This window comes from Streptomyces sp. MA5143a, from assembly GCF_900290235.1.
Taxonomy (GTDB): domain Bacteria; phylum Actinomycetota; class Actinomycetes; order Streptomycetales; family Streptomycetaceae; genus Streptomyces.
On the sequence record NZ_OLMK01000063.1, the window covers coordinates 12,868 to 29,305 of the forward strand.

At 72.3% G+C, this 16,438-nt stretch carries 15 protein-coding genes and 1 pseudogene; 8 read left to right on the forward strand and 8 right to left on the reverse strand.

What is annotated here, in order from left to right; translation table 11 throughout:
• Window positions 1-55: 55 nt before the first annotated feature.
• Window positions 56-1,477: a recombinase family protein gene (locus SMA5143A_RS25495; RefSeq protein ID WP_107465182.1), complete on the reverse strand. Its 1,422-nt coding sequence runs from the start codon at window positions 1,475-1,477 to the stop codon at window positions 56-58.
• A gap of 56 nt (window positions 1,478-1,533) precedes the next feature.
• Between SMA5143A_RS25495 and SMA5143A_RS25500 the strand changes: the two are divergent.
• Window positions 1,534-2,697, forward strand: a pseudogene (locus tag SMA5143A_RS25500) (MFS transporter); the annotation flags it as partial.
• 111 nt (window positions 2,698-2,808) lie between these two features.
• Window positions 2,809-3,345, forward strand: coding sequence for a hypothetical protein (locus SMA5143A_RS25505; RefSeq protein WP_107465289.1), 537 nt, complete (start codon window positions 2,809-2,811; stop codon window positions 3,343-3,345).
• 40 nt (window positions 3,346-3,385) lie between these two features.
• Here the strand turns inward: SMA5143A_RS25505 and SMA5143A_RS25510 are convergent, their stop codons facing one another.
• The 4 genes from SMA5143A_RS25510 to SMA5143A_RS25525 all read right to left on the reverse strand — a co-directional run bounded on the left by SMA5143A_RS25510 (window position 3,386) and on the right by SMA5143A_RS25525 (window position 8,869).
• Window positions 3,386-4,042, reverse strand: a complete 657-nt coding sequence (locus SMA5143A_RS25510; RefSeq protein WP_181362008.1) for a flavin reductase family protein — start codon at window positions 4,040-4,042, stop codon at window positions 3,386-3,388.
• Between the two features lie 156 nt (window positions 4,043-4,198).
• Complete coding sequence (locus SMA5143A_RS25515; RefSeq protein WP_107465184.1) at window positions 4,199-5,026, reverse strand: enoyl-CoA hydratase/isomerase family protein; 828 nt, start codon at window positions 5,024-5,026, stop codon at window positions 4,199-4,201.
• 58 nt (window positions 5,027-5,084) lie between these two features.
• Window positions 5,085-7,337 carry an acetate--CoA ligase family protein gene (locus SMA5143A_RS25520; RefSeq protein WP_107465185.1) on the reverse strand — a complete coding sequence of 751 codons (2,253 nt, stop codon included), beginning with the start codon at window positions 7,335-7,337 and terminating at the stop codon, window positions 5,085-5,087.
• Between the two features lie 323 nt (window positions 7,338-7,660).
• Window positions 7,661-8,869: a flavin-containing monooxygenase gene (locus tag SMA5143A_RS25525; RefSeq protein WP_107465186.1), complete on the reverse strand. Its 1,209-nt coding sequence runs from the start codon at window positions 8,867-8,869 to the stop codon at window positions 7,661-7,663.
• A 241-nt stretch (window positions 8,870-9,110) separates the two neighbouring features.
• Here SMA5143A_RS25525 and SMA5143A_RS25530 point away from each other — a divergent pair, with 241 nt between their 5' ends.
• The 4 genes from SMA5143A_RS25530 to SMA5143A_RS25545 all read left to right on the forward strand — a co-directional run bounded on the left by SMA5143A_RS25530 (window position 9,111) and on the right by SMA5143A_RS25545 (window position 11,619).
• Entirely contained in the window at window positions 9,111-9,557 is a 447-nt protein-coding gene (locus SMA5143A_RS25530) for a DoxX family membrane protein (RefSeq protein WP_107465187.1), read from the forward strand.
• Window positions 9,557-9,982, forward strand: coding sequence for a Zn-ribbon domain-containing OB-fold protein (locus tag SMA5143A_RS25535; RefSeq protein ID WP_107465188.1), 426 nt, complete (start codon window positions 9,557-9,559; stop codon window positions 9,980-9,982). The genes SMA5143A_RS25530 and SMA5143A_RS25535 overlap by 1 nt, the downstream gene beginning before the upstream one ends.
• 34 nt (window positions 9,983-10,016) lie before the next feature.
• Window positions 10,017-10,655 carry a GNAT family N-acetyltransferase gene (locus SMA5143A_RS25540; RefSeq protein ID WP_375136545.1) on the forward strand — a complete coding sequence of 213 codons (639 nt, stop codon included), beginning with the start codon at window positions 10,017-10,019 and terminating at the stop codon, window positions 10,653-10,655.
• Between the two features lie 88 nt (window positions 10,656-10,743).
• On the forward strand, window positions 10,744-11,619 hold the full coding sequence (locus tag SMA5143A_RS25545) for a class I SAM-dependent DNA methyltransferase (protein WP_107465190.1): 876 nt from the start codon (window positions 10,744-10,746) through the stop codon (window positions 11,617-11,619).
• Window positions 11,620-11,689: 70 nt separating this feature from the next.
• Here the strand turns inward: SMA5143A_RS25545 and SMA5143A_RS25550 are convergent, their stop codons facing one another.
• Both SMA5143A_RS25550 and SMA5143A_RS25555 read right to left on the reverse strand, forming a co-directional pair.
• Window positions 11,690-12,376, reverse strand: a complete 687-nt coding sequence (locus tag SMA5143A_RS25550; protein ID WP_107465191.1) for a pyridoxine/pyridoxamine 5'-phosphate oxidase — start codon at window positions 12,374-12,376, stop codon at window positions 11,690-11,692.
• 77 nt (window positions 12,377-12,453) lie between these two features.
• Window positions 12,454-13,659, reverse strand: coding sequence for a thiolase C-terminal domain-containing protein (locus SMA5143A_RS25555; protein ID WP_181362009.1), 1,206 nt, complete (start codon window positions 13,657-13,659; stop codon window positions 12,454-12,456).
• Window positions 13,660-13,773: 114 nt separating this feature from the next.
• Between SMA5143A_RS25555 and SMA5143A_RS25560 the strand changes: the two genes are divergently transcribed.
• On the forward strand, window positions 13,774-14,970 hold the full coding sequence (locus SMA5143A_RS25560) for an acyl-CoA dehydrogenase family protein (protein WP_107465193.1): 1,197 nt from the start codon (window positions 13,774-13,776) through the stop codon (window positions 14,968-14,970).
• Complete coding sequence (locus SMA5143A_RS25565) at window positions 14,970-15,470, forward strand: nitroreductase family deazaflavin-dependent oxidoreductase (protein WP_107465194.1); 501 nt, start codon at window positions 14,970-14,972, stop codon at window positions 15,468-15,470. The genes SMA5143A_RS25560 and SMA5143A_RS25565 overlap by 1 nt, the downstream gene beginning before the upstream one ends.
• A gap of 188 nt (window positions 15,471-15,658) precedes the next feature.
• Here SMA5143A_RS25565 and SMA5143A_RS25570 read toward each other — a convergent pair whose 3' ends face one another.
• Window positions 15,659-16,306, reverse strand: coding sequence for a TetR family transcriptional regulator (locus SMA5143A_RS25570; protein ID WP_107465195.1), 648 nt, complete (start codon window positions 16,304-16,306; stop codon window positions 15,659-15,661).
• Between the last annotated feature and the right edge of the window lie 132 nt (window positions 16,307-16,438).

Here is a 16,438-nt window from a genome sequence, read left to right on the forward strand (position 1 = left end):
GTTCCTCCTGGTGGTGTGGTCCAACGGGGGCCTGCGGAGACGAGAGTGAGGCAGGCTACGCGTCTTGTTCGTCGTCGGCGGTGTGGTTCCACTCCACGGTCATGTAGTCGTCCACAGTCATCTTCGCCGCCTTCTTGAAGCCGTTCGGGTGCATCGTGATCGTGGTGACGAATTTGACCCACGCTCGACGGACGGGGAGTGGGGTGTTCGGCCAGTCCTGAATCAGGCCAGCGATGCCCGACACGTGGTCGATCGGGGGCAGGCCAGTGATACCGGACAGCCTCTCGTCGATCTCGTCGAGCCTGGACCGGATCGCCTCGGTACCGGCCGTCATCTGGGACAGGGTGATGGACCCGGAGGCGTAGGACACAGCCAACCCGTCGAGCCGTTCCCGCAGGGTCTGCGCTTCCTGATGAAGGTGGGCTGAGTCGTCTCCCTGCTCCTGCCGGGAAGCGAGGACCCAGGGAAGGAAGTCGGGGAAGACGATCCGCGCCAGGACGGCGTTACCCGCTCGCTTGTCGGCCAGTTCCCGGGGCACGCGTACGTGCTTCTGTCCGCAGCGGTAGACCGGGGCCCCTCGGTACATGCCGCCTCGCACGGTATCCCCGCAACGGTCACACGTGGCCAGTCCGGCAAGCAGGGTCTGAGGGGCTGAGCCGGTACGCGCACCGCCCGTGAAGCGCTTGGGGTTCGTCAGTGCCGACACGAGGGCGTAGTGCGTCGCATCATCAAGAATCGCGGGCCACTTGCCCGCGCCCATCACCTCGCCCCGGTAGGTGACCTGAGCGATGTACCGAGGGGAGATGAGCACCTTCTTCACACCGCCCACGCCCCACCCCCTCGCCTCGCCATCTGCCTCACCCTTCGCCTTGCCGGACGACGAGCGCGGAGCGAGCAGACCGAGGCCGGTCCAGAAGCGAGCGACAGCCGCCAGGGTCTCGCCTCGGAGAACCATCTCGGCACCCTTGCGGATCGCCTCCGCCTCGGCATCGACCACGGTCACGTAGTCGTCTTCGTATCCGAACGTTCGCAAGCCCGCCTTGTGTGGCTTGCCGTTCTTCGCCGCCTGGAGGTTCGACGCCTTCTGCCGTAGCGCCTTCTGCTCACCCTCGTACTCCGCCCAAGCCGTGACCGTCTTGGCCGTGGCCCGACCGGCCGGAGTCGACAGGTCGAGGTGTCCGGCGTGGATGGCGTGGACGTTGACCCCGAGTGCGATCACTCGCAGCAGGTCTTCCGTCCTGCGCACGAGCCGGTCAGTGTGCCAACAGAGAATCGCGTCCGGCTTGGACGCCAACAGCCGTTCGAACGCTGGCCGCACCTTGCCCGAGGTGGCGCTGATGTCGTTGTCCGAGATCACCTCTCGTACGGTCCAGCCACGGGCTGCGGCGAACGCCCGGCACTCGTCCTCCTGGCGCTGGACGCCCAACTCGTCGCCATGCTGATCGAGGCTGAGTCGTACGTAGATGGTGACGTCCATCTGTCCTGCCCCCCTTGTTCATGCACGCGGACTAACGTGCCCCAAAGATTTACCACAAGTTCAACTGGTCACGCGGCACGATCGCGTCCGCCGTATCGATCAACCTGGCGCTGTACGGACTGACGGCGCCGTTCGCCGCCGCGCTGATGGACCGCTTCGGCATCCGCCGGGTGGTCGCGGTGGCCCTCACGGTGATCGCGGTCGGCGCCGGTTCGACGGTGTGGATGACCTCGGCCTGGCAGTTGATGCTCTGCTGGGGGCTGCTCGTGGGGCTCGGCTCCGGCTCGATGGCGCTGGCGTTCGCGGCGACGGTCACCAACCGCTGGTTCACCGAGCGGCGCGGCCTCGTCTCGGGCATCCTGACCGCCGCCTCGGCCTCCGGGCAGCTGATCTTCCTGCCGCTGCTGTCCTGGATCGTCTCGGAACACGACTGGCGGCCCGCCGCCGTCACCGTGGCCCTCGCCGCCCTGGCCGTCGTCCCCTTCGTCTGGCTGCTGCTGCGCGACCACCCGGCGGACACGGGGCTGAAGCCGTACGGGGCGACGGAGTTCGTGCCCAAGCCCGCGCCGGTGCCGGGGGCGGCGCGCAGGACGATCCGGGTCCTCCTCTCGGCGGTACGGACCGGGCCGTTCTGGCTGCTCGCCGGCACCTTCGCGATCTGCGGGGCCTCCACGAACGGCCTCATCCAGACCCACTTCGTGCCCGCCGCCCACGACCACGGCATGCCCATCACCGCGGCGGCCTCCCTGCTGGCCGTCATCGGGGTCTTCGACGTCGTCGGCACGATCGCCTCCGGCTGGCTCACGGACCGCTTCGAGCCGCGGCGGCTGCTGGCCGTGTACTACGCGTTCCGCGGCCTCTCCCTCCTCTTCCTGCCCTATCTGCTGGCCCCCTCCGTGCACCTTCCGATGATCTTCTTCATCGTCTTCTACGGCCTCGACTGGGTCGCCACCGTCCCGCCCACCATGGCCCTGTGCCGTGAGCACTACGGCGACGACAGCGCCATCGTCTTCGGTTGGGTCCTCGCCTCCCACCAGGTCGGCGCCGCCCTCGTCGCCTTCCTCGGTGGCCTCGCCCGCGACACGTTCGGCGAGTACGACGTCGTCTGGTACGCCTCCGGGGCGCTGTGCGCGGTGGCGGCGCTGATGGCGTTGGTGATCCGGCGTCGACGGCCCGCCGTGCTCCCGGGCGGCGGGACCGCCGCGGTGGCCGGGGCCTGACGTACGCGTCGCGGGTCGGAGCCCGGTCCGCGGCGATTCCGGGGTGGGGCGGGCGCAACCGTTTCGGGGCGGGCACACTCCCTCTAGACGGGGAGGGTGCTGGTGATGTCCATGGCGAAGGCAGGGGCGACGGGCGAGGGCGTGGCCCGCGGGAGCGCCGAACCGTCGGCGGTGTCCATGGCCGTGCTCGGGGTCGAGGGCGCGCTGGTGTGCGCCGCGCTGTTCGTGACCGTGCTCGGCGCCCAGGCGGGCCCCGGCGGCGGCGAGCCCTTCGCCGCCCTCGCGGTCGTGCCGCTGATGCTCGTGCTGATCCTGTTCGCCGGTGGTGTGCTCACCGCCGTGTACGTCGTCCCGGCGGTGCGCCTCGCCCACTGGACCGCGCGGCAGCTGACCGGCCGCACCGACTGGTGGTGGATCCCGCCCGCCTGCACCCTGTGGGTGCTCCCGGCCCTGGCCGTCCCCGCCTGGCACCTCGTGGGTTTCGGGCTCTACGTCGTGGCCCTGCCCCCGGCCCTGGCGGTGCACGGCACCGTCGTACGGGCCCGGGCGGGGCGGCCCGTCCAGCCCTGCGCGGCGATCCTCTCGTGGGGCGCGCTGGCCGTCGGGTGCGTGGTGATCGGCGGCGGGGCGGTTTTGGCGGTGGAGTGAGGCAGGGGTGGCTCATCCGGTCGTGAGGCCGCGGGGTGTCTCAGTCGCTGGTGAAGCCGCCGAAGCGGCCGCGGTGGAACAGCAGGGGCGCGCTCGCCGCGGCGTCCATGCCGGGCGTGCCCAGCGCCTCCACCCGGCCCACCACGATCAGATGGTCCCCTCCGGGGTGTACGGCGTGGATCGCGCAGTCGATCCAGGCGGCGGCGCCGGCGAGGCGGGGCGAGCCGGTGACGGGGGCGGGGTCGTGGGCGACACCGGCGAACTTGTCCGAGCCGCTCACCGCGAAGCGCCGGCACAACTCGCCCTGATCCGCGCCGAGTACGTTCACGCAGAAGACGCCCGCGCGGGCGATCCGGGGCCAGGTCGTCGACGTACGGCCCACCATGAAGACGACGAGGGGCGGGTCGAGCGAGAGCGAGGAGAAGGACTGGCAGGCGAATCCGGCGGGGCGGAGCGCCGGCCCTGGGCCCGGGGTGGTGTCGGGTGCCGGTGGGGCGGTGATGACCGTCACGCCCGTCGCGAAGCTGCCCAGGACGCGGCGGAACTCCGCCTGGTCGACGGGCGCCCGCTCGCCCTCGCGGACGCAGCGCAGCTCGGGGCGGGGCAGTGCTTCGACCGGGCGCGAGGGCGCGGTCGCCCGCGTCCGGTCGGACCGTAGATATCGGACGGCCGCCGCCGCCATTCCCGCATGTCCCATCACAGCCCCATTGAAACTGACGGCCCGTCAGAAGTGAAGGGTCGCAACGACCGCTGTGCCGGTGCCGGTGCCGGGGGTGGCGCAGGTGGCCGGCCGCGGCCGCTGTGCCGGTCGCTCCGGTGGTGACCGGTCCGTCGCCGTTCCCAGGGCGAGCATTCAGCGGCCTTCGAAGCGCGGCGCGCGGCGTTCGACGAAGCTCGCCACGCCCTCCTGGGCGTCCGCCGTCGTCATGTTGATCTCCTGGGCGGCGGCCTCGGCGGCGAAGGCGGTGGCGCGGTCGGTGCCGAGGGAGGTGTTGACCAGGTGCTTGGTCAGCGCCAGGGCGCGGGTGGGGCCGGCGGCGAGGCGCTCGGCCCACTCGCGGGCCGTCTTCTCCAGGTCCGCGGCGGGGACGACCCGGTTGACCAGGCCCAGTCGTTCCGCGTCGGCGGCGGTCAGGGCGTCGCCGAAGAACATCAGCTCCTTCGCGCGCTGCGGCCCGATCAGCCGGGGCAGGAGGTAGGCGCCGCCGCCGTCGGGGACGAGGCCGCGGCGGACGAACACCTCGATGAAACGGGCCTCCTCGGCCGCCAGGACCAGATCGCAGGCGAGGGCGAGATGCGCCCCGATACCGGCCGCCGTGCCGTTCACCGCCGCCAGCACCGGCTTCTCGCAGTCGAGGACGGCCGCGACGAGCCGCTGGGCGCCGAGACGGATGGTGCGGGCCACGTCGCCGGCGACCCGCTCGGCGGGGCGGGCCGCCCCGCCGCGCAGGTCGGCGCCCGCGCAGAACCCGCGGCCCGTCGCGGTGATCACGACCGCCCGCACGGCGGGGTCCGCGGAGGCGTCCGCGAGCAGCTGGACGAGACGGTCGCGCTGGTCGGGGGTGAGGGCGTTCATCGCCTCGGGGCGGTTGAGGGTGATCCACGAGACGGCGTTGTCAGTGGCGTGCAGTATCAATGAGTCACGGGACTTTTCCGGATGTTCAGGGGGGGAAGCGGACATGTGGATGCTCCATCTGTCACTGGCTGTGCCGGCCTTGTTCGGTGCGGTCCGGCGGGCTTCAGCGGCACACCGCCAGCGCGTCCAGGGCCACGGCGCCCTGCCCCCTCGGCAGCACCATCAGCGGGTTGATGTCCAGCTCCGCGATCTCGTCCCCCAGCTCCAGCGCCATCCGCTGCACCCGGAGCACGACCTCCACGAGCGCGTCGACATCGGCCGGGGGCGCCCCGCGGACCCCGTCCAGCAGGGCCCGTCCGCGCAGTTCGTCGAGCATGGCGCGCGCCTGGTCCTCGCCGAAGGGCGGCACGCGTACGGCCGCGTCGCGGAGCACCTCGACGAGGACCCCGCCGAGCCCGACCGTCACCGTCGGCCCGAAGAGGTCGTCGTGTGTGACCCCCACGACCATCTCCACGCCCCGCTCGACCATCTGGCAGACGAGCACCCCGTCGAGCGACACGTCCTCGTAGCGGGCGATGTCGGTGAGTTCGCGATAGGCGTCGCGGATCTGGCTGGCGGAGGTCAGCCCGATCTTCACCAGGCCGAGCTCCGTCTTGTGGGCGATCCGCGCCCCGGACGCCTTCATCACCACCGGGTAGCCGACGAGGCTCGCCGCGCGTACGGCCGCCGCCGCGCTCGTCACCAACTGCTCGCGCGGCACCCGTATCCCGTAGGCGCGCAGCAGCTGCTTGGCCGCGTGCTCGCTCAGCTGCTGCCCCGGCCGCATCAGGGCCCGGGCCTTGCGGAAGGAGGGCGACGGGGAGCGCGGCGCCTCGTCGAAGGGGGAGCGGTAGGCGGTGGTGAAGCGGGCGTGGTCGAGGTGGGCGCGGACGGCGGTGATGCAGTTGGCGAAGGTGCGGAAGGTCGCCACCTTCGACGACCCGAGCAGCGTCTCGCGGTAGGCGTCCTCGGTGCCCACCGGCGACCCCCACACCACGCACACCAGCTTGTCCGTGCGTTCGGCGGCGTCCACCAGGTCCTGGGCGAGCTTGTCGCTCATCGGCGGGAAGGGGCCGGTGATGGGGCAGATCAGCACGCCGACCGCCGGGTCGTCGAGGATCGCGTCGAGGATGCGGGGGCCGCGCCAGTCGCCCACCGGGTGTCCGCCGTTGTCGACCGGGTTGGCCACGTTCAGATAGTCGGGGATCCACTGGTGCAGTTCGGCCTGCTTGGCCTCCGACAGCTTCGGCAGGCGCAGCCCGGCCTCCGTCGCCAGGTCCGCGAAGTGCGCGCCCGTGCCGCCCGAGATCGAATAGACGACGACACCGTCGGCCACCGGACGTGACGGGGCCTCGGCGCGCGGCCGCCGGGCGCGGGCCAGCAGGGTCGCCGTGTCCTGGAGTTCGTCCAGACCGTCCACGCGGATCACGCCGTACTGCCGCATGGCCGCGTCGACCACCGCGTCCGCGCCGGTCAGCTTGCCGGTGTGGGTGGCGGCGGTGCGGGCGCCGGCCTCGGTGCGGCCGACCTTCACGGCCACGACGGGCACCCCGCGCCGGGCGGCCCGGTCGGCGGCGAGGAGGAAGGAGCGGCCGTCCTTGAGGCCCTCGATGTAGCAGGCGATGGCGCCCACCTCGGGGCGCTCGGCGAAGTAGGAGATGAAGTCGGCGGTCTCCAGATCGGCCTCGTTGCCGGTGGGGGCCCAGTGGGAGAGGCGGATGCCGAGTTCCTGGAGGGAGAAGACCGGGCGGCCCTGGTGGCCGGACTGGGTGATCAGTGCGATCGCGGGCCCGTCCAGGTCGTCACGGAAGCGTTCGAAGGCGTTGAGGTTGGTGTTCGGGCCGAGCAGCCGCAGACCTTCCGAGCGGGCGACGGCTGCGGCCAGCCGCTGCTGGGCGAGGGCGCCCTCCTCGCCGGTCTCCGCGAACCCGGAGGCGAAGGCGACGGCGAACTTCACCTTGGCCTCGGCGAGTTCGTCGATCAGCGGGAGGGGGTCGGAGACGAGCAGCACGGCGAGGTCGACCTGTTCGGGCAGGTCGGCGACGGAAGGGGAGCAGGGGATGCCGAAGACGGACGGACGCGTGGGGTGCACCGGGTGCAGTCGGGCGCCGACCCGCTCGGCCCAGGCGAGCAACTGCCGGGTGATCCCGGTGTTGGGCCGGCCCTCCGCGTCCGAGGCGCCCACCACGGCCACGGACTCGGGGCGGAAGAACCGGTCCAGATCGGGGACGGCGGCGTACAGCGGGCGCCCGCTGACGTCCAGGTCGCCGGCTTCGGCAGGTCTGCCGTGCACGATCTGCTGCGGGGCCTCGCCGCAGGCGATGGCCCGGGCCCGGCGGGAGTCGGTGGTGAGGGTGCCGTGGGTTGATCCAAGCATCGGTCCGCCCGCTCCTGTGTGACAGCCAATTCACTGAGGTGACGCGGTCACGTACCACTCATCTAACTGACACAGCGTCAGATTTCAGATTACTGAACTGACGCTGCGTCAGGAATGGGTGTGCGGGCAAAGTTACGCGGCGGTACGGGGAGTTGTACCCGCGCGGGGCGGCCGCCAGTCGTATACCGGTCGGTCGGCCGCGACCGTGCCGGGTAGCGTCCCCCCTCCCCGGCGTCCGGGCGTCCGGGCGGACGGCTCGGGTTCGACCCGGACACGTCCGACGACCCGGCGGTGCGGGCGGTGAACTGACCTTGCCGCCCCGTTCAGCGCGCGGCGCGTACCTGGACGGTGACCGCGTCGCGCGTGGCGACGCCGCCGGTGTGGGCGACGGCCTTGGCGACCTTCTCGGCGTCGAGGGCGAGTTCGCGGAACATGCCGCTGATGGGGTTGGTGAAGCCGGTGAAGTACAGGCCGGGCGCGTTCCGCGGGGAGCGCGCTCCGTGCACGACCGGCTTGCCGCGCTCGTCCAGGACGTCGAGGTGGCCGAGCAGTCCCTCCAGGGCCCGGCGGTAACCGGTGGCGGCGATCACGGCGTCGGTTTCGACGTGCGAGCCGTCGGCGAGGACGACCTTGCCGTCCTCGAACTTCTCCACCGCGGCGACGATCTCCACCTTGCCCTTGCGGACGGCGTCGATGATGCCGACGTCCTGGACGGGGATGGAGCCCTCGTTGACCCGCGAGTACAGGCCGGAGGTGGGGCGGGGCAGCCCGTGCGCGGACAGGTCGGGCACGCTGAGCCGGGCCATCGGCTTGGCGATCCGGTCCACCAGGGCGACCGGGAGCCGCCGCACGAGGACGGCGCTGTACTGGGCGGCCCAGCCGGCCGTGGAGCGACGCACGATGTGCGGGGCCGTCCGTACCGCGAGCCGTACCCGCTTCGCCCCGCCCTCGACGAGGTCGACGGCGATCTCGGCGCCGGTGTTGCCGATGCCGACGACGAGGACGTCACGGCCGGCGTAGGGCTCGGGGTTGCGGTACGCGGAGGCGTGTGACAGGTCGCCGGTGAAGGTGTCGCGGCCGGGCCAGTCCGGGATGTTCGGGGTGTGGTTGTAGCCGGTGGCGACGACGACCGCGCCGGCGGTCAGCTCACGGCCGCCGGTGGCGCGCAGCAGCCAGGTGCCGTCGGGGTTCCGCTCCACGCGGGTGACCTCGACGCCGGTCACGATCTCCAGCGCGTGGACCTCGGCGTACTTCTCCAGGTAGCGCACCACGTTGTCCCGTGCCACCCACCGGCCGAAGCGGCGCGGCATCGGCAGGCCGGGCAGCGCCGACAGCCGCCGGGTGGTGTGAAGGCGCAGCCGGTCGTAGTGGCGCCGCCAGGACGCGCCCACCGCGTTCGACTTCTCCAGTACGACGGCCCGTATCCCCCGGGCACGCAGCGCGTGGGCGGCGGCCAGCCCGCCGGGACCGCCACCGATCACATAGACCGGGTGGTCGGAGGCGGGGGTCGCGGAAGCTCTGGAGTCGGCCATGTGCCGAGCGTATTCACGTCCCTCATTGATGGGTCTCGGTCAAGACCGGAATTGGTTGCGGATTGATCACGGCTGAGGAGGAGTGCGTGAGGTCTGTGGCGTAGGTCTCCCGGAATATGGCGGGCGCGTGAGGTGGGTGGGGGTGGCGCGTCCGTCTCGCGTCTTGCGCTTCCCTCTTCCATCCGCTGAACTGACGTACCGTCAGAAATCCCGCGCGGACGCGTTTCGAAGGGCGGCAGCGATGGACTCGGTCTGGCTCTCCGGTGGTGAATGGCTGGCTGTGCTGCGGATCGGGCTCGGGCTGTGGTGGCTGGAGAGCTGGCGGCACAAGGACAAGAAGACCTGGTTCCAGGGCGCCGGGATCGCCTGGGCGGCCGGGGTGGCCGGGAAACACCGGTGGGAGGCGGTGCGCAGCGGCTTCGACGTGGTGGTGAGGCCCCGGCCCCGGACCATGGCGTATGTCGTCGCGTACGCCGAACTCGCCCTCGGGCTCGGCCTGGTCCTCGGTTACCTCACCCCCGTGGCGCTGGTCGGGGGGCTGCTGCTCAACCTCCTCTACTTCGTGCTGATGATCCACGACTGGGCCGAGCAGGGGCAGAACTCGATGATGGCGCTGATCTCGGTCGTGGCGCTGTTCGGGATGTCGTGGCAGAGCTGGTCGCTCGACAACGCGCTGGGGCTCTTCTGATGGGCTCCGGCGGGGCCGGGGGCCGGTTCGATCTGCCGGAGGCCGACACCTTCAGCCGTACGTACTGGGAGGCGGCCGCCGAGGGGCGGCTGCTCGTACGGCGGTGCGGGGCGTGCGGGCGGGCCCACCACTACCCGCGTGAGTTCTGCCCCCACTGCTGGAGCGAGGACGTGCGCTGGGAGCAGGCGAGCGGCCGGGCCACGCTGTACACCTGGTCCGTCGTCCACCGCAACGACCTGCCGCCCTTCGGGGAGCGGGTCCCCTACGTCGCCGCCGTCGTCGATCTCGTCGAGGGGCCGCGGATGATGACCGAGGTCGTGGAGTGCGCGGCGGCGGACCTGCGGGTGGGGGTGGAGGTGGAGGCGGTGTTCCGGGAGGCCGGGGAGTTTTGGGTGCCGGTGTTCCGTGTGTGCGGGACCCGGTAGGTCAGGGGCGGCCGGCCTCGGTTTCAATGGCGGTGTGAGTCGTACTCCTGAGTCGTGTGCCGATGAATTGCCCGCCGAGTCGTCCGGGGCCGCGTCCGATGCCGAGGTGCGCGGGCACGGGCTTGTGCTGTGCGCCTGGGACGCCGAGTCCGACGCCGACGTGGACGCCTGGTTCCGGGGGCGTTCCGACCCGGAGTTCCGGCGGTGGAACACGCCCCTGATGCTGGACGAGGGGCCCGAGGGGGCGCGTGAGTCGCTGCGGCGGCGTACGGAGACCGACGCGGAGGGGAGCACCGCGACGTTCCGGGTCGTGGACGCGGAGAGCGGGGTCACGCTCGGGCAGGTCGGGTTCAGTGGGATCGACCGGCTCATGCGGCGGGCCATGATCGGCTACTGGGTGCTGCCGGAGGCCCGCGGCCGGCGGGTCGCCCGCCACTCGGTCGACCTCGCCACGCGCTGGGCCTTCACCGAACTCGGCCTCCACCGCATCGAACTCGACCACGCCCTCGGCCACGACGCGTCCTGCCGGATCGCCGAGCGGTGCGGGTACCCGTACGAGGGGACCCTGCGCGGGGCGATGTGGGAGGCGGGCCGACACGACGCCTTCCGCGACGCCCACCTCCACGCCCGCCTGTCCACCGACCCCGAGCCCAGCGGGGACGTAGGCGTATAGGGAGGGCCGCGCGGGAACGTCCGGCCCCGGCCGAAGGGGCGTGAAATCCGCGTGCGGGCGGCGGGCCCTCCTCGGTACGGTCGTGAGAATGCGTGCAGAGGGACGAGATCACGGAAACGTACGGACACCCGACCACGACGTGAAGACGCAGACCCCCGACGACGTGAAGACACAGGCGTCCGACGACGGGTACGCCACTGTCGACGACCCCGACGGCTACTTCGGTGAGGCCGTCGCCGCCCACTACGACGAGACGTCCGCCGAGATGTTCGCCCCGGAGACGGTGGATCCGGCCGTGGCGTTGATCGCGGAACTCGCCGAACAGCCCGGACGGTCCGGACGGCCCGAACACAAGCCCCGCGCGCTGGAGTTCGGCGTCGGCACCGGACGCATCGCCCTGCCCCTCGCCCGCGCGGGCGTCCCCGTGCACGGCATCGACATGTCGCGCGCCATGGTGGAGCGGATGCGGGCCAAGCCCGGTGGGGACGCGATCGGCGTGACCATCGGGGACTTCGCCACCGCCCGCGCGGACGGCGAGTTCACCGTCGCCTACCTCGTCTTCAACACGATCAACAACCTGCTCACGCAGGACGCCCAGGTGGACTGCTTCCGCAACGCCGCCGCGCACCTCGTGCCCGGCGGCTGCTTCGTCATCGAGGTCGGGGTACCGGCGCTGCGCAGTCTGCCGCCGGGGCAGGACGCGGTGCCGTTCCATGTGGGCCCGGACCGGCTGGGCTTCGACACGTACGACGTGGCCACGCAGGGGATGCGGTCGCACCATGTGCGCGTCGTCGACGGGCGGGCGACGCACCTCTCGATCCCGTTCCGGTACGTGTGGCCGGCCGAGCTGGACCTCATGGCCCGGCTCGCCGGGATGCGGTTGCGCGACCGCTGGGAGGACTGGGACCGGCGGCCGTTCACCAGCGACAGCACCCGTCACGTGTCGGTGTGGGAGAAGGGCTGAACCGGTAGGGCCGATGGACAGGGGACGGCCCGCAGCCGCGCGGGCCCTCTCACCAGGCGTCCGTAGCGCCTCAGGGCCACAACAGCTCCGTGGCCCAACCCCCCTCCGCCCTGCGGTAGACGAGCCGGACGTGGCGTCGGCGGGCGTCGCCCTGGAAGAACTCCACCTCGTCCGGCTCGACCGCGTACGCCGTCCAGGACGGGACGCGCGCGTCCGGCTCCCGCTCGGCCCGTGCCCAGGCGTCGTCGGACGCCCGCTCCAGCTCCGCCAGGGAGGGCAGGACCGCGCTCTGCTGCCCCACGAGGGCCGCGGCCAGCGCGCCCGTCGAGCGGGCGTGCAGGTCGGCCTGGGCGAACGCGTCGGGGGCCACCGTGACCCGGCCGCGCACCCGCACCTGCCGACCCCGCACCGGCCAGTAGAAACCGAGGGCCGCGTACGGGCGGGCCGCCAGGTGCCGCCCCTTGCGGCTGCCGGAGTGCGTCGCGAAGTGCCAGCCGTGGTCGTCCACGTCGTGCAGCATCACCGTACGGACGTCCGGGTTGCCCTCCTCGTCCGCCGTGGCCAGCGACATGGTGTGCGGCTCCGGCTGCCCGGCCGCGACCGCGTCCGCGAACCAGCTGGTGAACAGGGGGACCGGTGCGGCGGGTGCCCCGGCCGGGTCGAAGCCGGGCAGCTCGGTGACCTCGGGGTCCCAGACCCGCAGGGTCCGCAGCAGCTGGACGAAGTCGGTGGGGGCGTCGGCGCCGGGAGTGCTCATGCGCCGATTCTGCCGGGCCGGGCCCTTGGGGGTCCTTTCACTGCGCCCTGATCGGACGCTCATAGTGAAAGGCCCCCTCACCCCCGCCCCAGGACCACCGTCCCCGAGGAGCAGAACCAGCCCCCCGTGCCGGAGACGACACAGAGGCGGGGGAGATCGCCGCCGGGGGAGCGGAGCTGCCGCTCGCCGGCCTCGCCGCGCAGCTGGCGGACGGCCTCGACGAGGAGGAAGAGGCCGCGCATACCGGGGTGCTGGGCGGACAGGCCGCCGCCGTCGGTGTTGACGGGGAGGTCCCCGGTGAGGGTCAGCCGGTTCTTCTCCACGAAGGCGCCGCCCTCGCCCTTCGCGCAGAAACCCAGGTCCTCCAGTGTCACCAGCGTCATGTAGGTGAACGCGTCGTAGATCTCCGCGAAGTCGATCTCGGACGGGCGGATCCCGGCCCGTTCGAAGGCGAGACGGCCACTGACCGCCGCCGGGGAGACGGTGAAGTCGGGCCACTCGGACATGGTGGTGTGGGAGACGTGCTCCCCGGTGCCGAGTACCCGGACGGGGGTCGTGGGCCGGCAGTCGCGTACGTACTCCTCGGCGGCCAGCACGACCGCGGCGCCGCCGTCGGAGCGGACGCAGCAGTGGAGCTTGGTGAACGGGTCCGCGATCGGCGCGGAGGACAGCACGTCGTCGACGGTGATCGGCGTGCGGAACATCGCCTCCGGGTTCGCCGCCGCGTTCGCCCGGGCCTGCACGGCCACGGAGGCGAGCTGCTCCAGGGTCGTCCCGTACTGGTGCATATGGCGGCGGGCGGCCATGGCGTACTTGGCGATCAGGGTGTGCCCGTAGGGGACCTCGTACTGGAGGGGGCCGCGGGCGCCGAAGGAGAGGGTGCCGGTGCGGCGGCCCGCCCTGATGTCGGCGCGGGCCGTGGAGCCGTACACGAGCAGCACGACGTTCGCGTGCCCGGCGGCGATCGCATCCGCCGCGTGCGCCGCCATCACCTCCCAGGTGGCGCCGCCGACCGACGTGGAGTCCACCCACGTCGGCCGCAGCCCGAGGTACTCGCCGACCTCCACCGGCGCCAGCGTCCCGAGGCCCGCCGACGCCAGCCCGTCCACGACGGTGTGCTCCAGGCCCGCGTCCGCCAGGGCCCGGCGGGCGGCCTGCGCGTGCAGCGCGTACGGCGTCGCGTCGTCCACCCGCCCGCAGTCGGCGAGCGCGACCCCCACGACGGCCACCTCGCGGCGACCGGCCCTTCCCCTGCGGATCCCCGGTACGGCGGCAGTGGTCATGAATCTGACGGTACATCAGATTGCTGCCGTGGGGGACCTGTGCTTCCGTCGCCTCCCGCTCTAACATGACGCACCGTCAGATCGAGCAGAGGGTGAGCAGAGGGGGACCCGCCCATGGACGCCCGCTTCACCGCCGAGCAGGAGGAGATCCGCCGCACGGTACGGGAGTTGCTGCTCAAGCGCAGCGGCCCGGAGGATGTTCGGGGGGCCGTACGGACCGGCGAGGGGTACGACACCGCGCTGTGGACGACGCTCGCCGAACAGCTCGGCCTGCCGGGGCTCGCGCTCCCCGAGGAGTACGGCGGGGTCGGCTGCTCGGTCACCGAACTGGCCCTCGCCTGCGAGGAACTGGGGCGCGGCCTCACCCCCTCGCCGCTGGCGGCCACCGCTCTCCTCGCGGCCCCCCTCGTCCTCGCCCTCGGCGCCGACCGCCAGCGCGACCGGCTCCTGCCCCTCCTCGCCACGGGCCGGCTCACCGCCGCGCTCGCCGTCCCCGGCGCCGCCCTCGCCACCGCGCTCGCCCTGACCGGCGACAACCGTGGCGCGTGGGCCGGCGGCGGCCGTGCCGGGGGAGTGCAGGCTCGGCGGTCCGGCGACGGCTGGCGGCTGTACGGGGAGGTCACGCAGGTGCTCGACGGGCACAGCGCGGGCCTGCTCCTCGTGGCCGCCCACACCGGCGGATTCGCCCGGTCACGCACCCTGATCTACCTCGTCCGGGCGGAGGCGGCCGGACTCGTACGGGTACGGCAGACCGCCCTCGACGAGACCCGGCCGGTGGGTCGTGTCCAACTGCGCGACACCCCAGCCGAGTTGCTGGGCGAGGACGACGAGGCGGACGTACCGGCCGCGCTCGCCGGGGTGGGTGACGCGGCCGCCGCCGCTCTCGCCGCCGAGGCCGTCGGAGCGGCCGGCCGGGCCCTGGAGCGGACCGTCGCCCATGTCGGGCAGCGGGAGCAGTTCGGGCGGCCGATCGGATCGTTCCAGGCGGTCAAGCACCGGCTGGCGGACGTGTACGTGGGTGTGCAGGCCGCCCGGTCGGCGGCCTACTACGCGGCGTGGAGCGCCGGCGTGCGCGGCGAGCGGGTCGGCGGGCAGGCGCTCGCCCAGGCACTGGAGGCGCTGCGGACCGCCGCCGCGGAGGGCGTCCAGTTCCACGGCGGCCTCGGTTTCACCTGGGAGCACGAGGCGCACCTGTACGTCAAGCGCGCCACGGCGGAGGCACTGCTCCTCGGCCCCGTGCACCGGTTGCGGGGGCGGGCGGCGGAGCTGGCGGGCATTTTCGGCGGCGACGACGAGGAGGTGCGGGGCTGATGGCCTCGAAGAGCGCGAGTGGGCTGAAGGACGTGGGCGTGCGATGGGTGCAGAAGGTGTCGTCCGCTCCGGCGTTCGCACGGGTGGCGCCCCATGTCATCCCCGCCCTGGACCGGGCCGTGCACCGGGTGACACGGGGCAGGGTGCTCCTCAGCGCACAACTGCTGCCGGGGATCGTCCTGACCGCGACCGGGGCGCGGAGCGGGGTGCCGCGCCGTACGCCGCTGGCCTGTATGCCTGAGGAGGGCGGCCGGAGCTGGCTGCTCGTCGGCTCCAACTTCGGCCGGACCGACCATCCCGCCTGGACCGCGAACCTCCTGGCCCACCCCGACGCCGTGATCAGCTGGAAGGGCGAGGACGTACCGGTCACCGCGCGGCTGCTCCAGGGCGAGGAACGGGCGGCGGCGTGGAAGGAACTGCTGCGCTTCTGGCCGCCGTACTCGACCTACCAGGCCCGGGTGAAACGGGAGATACGGGTGTTCCGGATAAGCCCGCGGTGAGGACACGGTGTTCCGGATCGTCCCGGCGGCGTTGAGGACGCGGTGTTCCGGATCGTCCCGACGGTGGTGAGGACGCGGTGTTCCGGATCGTCCCGGCGGTGGTGAGGACGCGGCGGGCGGTGCCCCTCGGGTGAGGGCGCCGCCGGCGTGACAGGATCCGCGTCCGGGGCCGCCGGGGGCACTCCCGGCTACTTCGTGGGCTTCTTGCCGGTGATGCCCAGGTGCACCAACAGGGCGAGGTTCGGCTTCAGTTCGGCCTGCTTCACACCCCAGGACTGGAAGCCCTTCTGGTGCGAGGAGACCGAGGCGAGCATCGCCACGAGGGAACCGGCGAGGGCGCCCGGGTTCACGTCCTTGTCGACCCGGCCCTTGGCCTGGAGCTCCTTCACCGTCTCCGAGAGGGAGTTGGTGACCGAGTTCAGGATCTTCATGCGGATCTTGTAGAAGCGTTTGTCGCCCTCGGCGGCGCCCAGGTCCACGACCCGGAGGATCGCGTCGTTCTTGCGCCAGAACTCCAGGAAGCCGTCGACGAGTTCCTGGGCGGTCTGCCAGCCGGCCTTGCCCACCCAGGAGCGCCCTTCGAGAAGGGACGTCAACGTCGCCCCCTCGGCGGCCATTTGCTCCGCGATCTCCAGGACAGCGCCCTCGACGTCAGGGAAGTACTGGTAGAAGGTCGCGGGCGAAGTCCCCGCCTTCCGGGCGACATCGATGACTTTGACGTCCCGGTAGGGGGAGGAGCTGAGCATCTCGCTGAGGCAGTCGAGCAGCTTCTGCCGGGTCGCCTGCCCACGTCGGCCGGCCACGCGGCCGTCGACGGTACGCACTTGTCCTGTCATGCCGTCAGCTTACCGAGGGGTGATCGGAGCGCGATTCGGCCGACTGCAAATGGGGAGTACGGGCTTCACCAAGGGCTTCTCGGGACGCGACGGGCAGCGGGGTGGCGGGTTTCTTTCGCTGCGCAGGAGAAG